The sequence below is a fragment of the Cysteiniphilum litorale genome (assembly GCF_003428165.1).
Taxonomy (GTDB): domain Bacteria; phylum Pseudomonadota; class Gammaproteobacteria; order Francisellales; family Francisellaceae; genus Caedibacter; species Caedibacter litoralis.
The window spans coordinates 1-1638 of the sequence record NZ_QLIQ01000118.1 but is presented as its reverse complement, the minus strand read 5'-3'; the positions used below and the strand labels follow the sequence as shown (position 1 = coordinate 1638).

2 protein-coding genes are annotated in these 1638 nt (G+C 41.7%); both read left to right on the top strand.

Features of this window, described 5'->3' with window-relative positions; all coding sequences use genetic code 11:
• The coding region (locus tag DNJ75_RS14780) for a TraB/VirB10 family protein (protein ID WP_193898191.1) at nucleotides 1-1232 on the top strand (1232 nt) is incomplete at its 5' end.
• Between the two features lie 140 nt (nucleotides 1233-1372).
• Nucleotides 1373-1638 (top strand): hypothetical protein (locus DNJ75_RS14775; protein WP_206609132.1); only part of this gene is annotated, 266 nt, incomplete at its 3' end.

The following is a 1638-nucleotide window of genomic DNA, read 5'->3' as shown; positions in this document are numbered from 1 at the left end:
TTAAAAAAGCACTTGAGGCACAAAAGCAACAAATGCAGCAAAACCAAGAAACACAGCAATGGATAGAGGGTGTCAAAAAACCCCTGCGTGGATTATCTGGTAGTTATAAGGTGGGCGCTAATGGAGAGAATGAAACAAAACCCAAGGACGCTGATCGATCACAGTTGCCGCATGGTCAAAGTTTAAGTGATCTTAATTATCCTGACTATCATGACAATTTAAACCATGGTGACATTTTTAGTCGTGGGGAGTCTCTTTCTCATGAACAGACCGAAGCAACACCTGTTGTGCGGTTACCTGTGAGTTTTAGTAAAACGGTTGTTGAAAAAGAATCTATCAGCAAATATATTCGCACGCATAAAAATTATGTCCCAACAGGCACGTTTTGTGAGGCGATTTTATTAGGTGCTGCGGAGGCTCAGGCAGGGGTGGATGCGCAGGGAGATGCTTCACCGATTATGTTTGAGGTAAAAAACAACTGTTTCTTACCCAATGGTAAGCGGTCTTATCTTAAGGGTGCCTTTATTACAGCGAGTGTTTATGGGCGGATTTCATCCTCACGAGGGATGGTGCGTTTAGAGCATTTATCATTAGTGCGTAAAGATGGGTCGATTTTAGATATTGGGGTTGAGGGTACGGCGTTTGATTTAAGTGGTAAAAATGGCATTCGTGGTGAGTTTAAATTACGTAATGATAAAGTGATTATGAATGCGGGGATTGCAGGCTTGTTATCAGGCTTAGGCGAATCCGCTTCGCAGTATTCACAAACACAATCGATTTCACCGTTAGGGGCAACGTCAACGATTGATGCCTCAAAGATTTTACCCAATGCGCTTGGCAAGGGTGTATCACAATCCTTTGGTGAGATGAGTAAATATTACATTGAGTTTGCCAAGCAGTTTCAGCCAACGATTGATTTACGTGCGGGTGCTAAGGTAAATATTGTCTTTTTAAAGGGTTTTCCGATTTTAGATGAAGCGCGTATTAGAGCCTATGAGCAGAAAGTGGATGCCGCGCGTGAAGAAAGAATGAAGCAGGCGAATATGCAAAATACGCAGAACATGCAAGTACCACATTCGCCTTATTTAGCACAGGCACCGATGACGGGTACTGATGAGTATGGCTCAGGCTTGACAGATGATGCTCAGATCAATCCATTTAGTGGGGATATGTTAACCCAAGCGGGTCAAGCGCGTCAGGTTGAAGCCCCGTTAGCTGATGGACTTGTTTAAACGCCAACATTGCCAACATTAGGGAAATAGAAAAACAGGAAAACAGCAAAGTATAAAAAGCAGAAAATTAAGCAAGCAAATAAAGTAAAAAAAAGTAAAAAAAGTAAAAAATAAAAATTAGTTGTAAAGGGGTTTTAATCATGCGTTTTGTTAAAGAATATCAGGTGATATTGACCCTGATTAGTCTTTTTAGTCTTTTTAGTCTTTTTTTATTGGCGGGGTGTTCGACCTTTAGTAGTAGCTTTGACTGTGACAAGGTCGGTGGTATTCAAGGGTGTGTTTCGATGAGTGAGGTCTATGCCCAATCACAGGCAGGGGCATTTGACTCATATGACTCATTTGATTTACCTTACTCACCTCATTCAACGATACCCACCCATCATCAGGGAGGTCAAATAAAGACAGG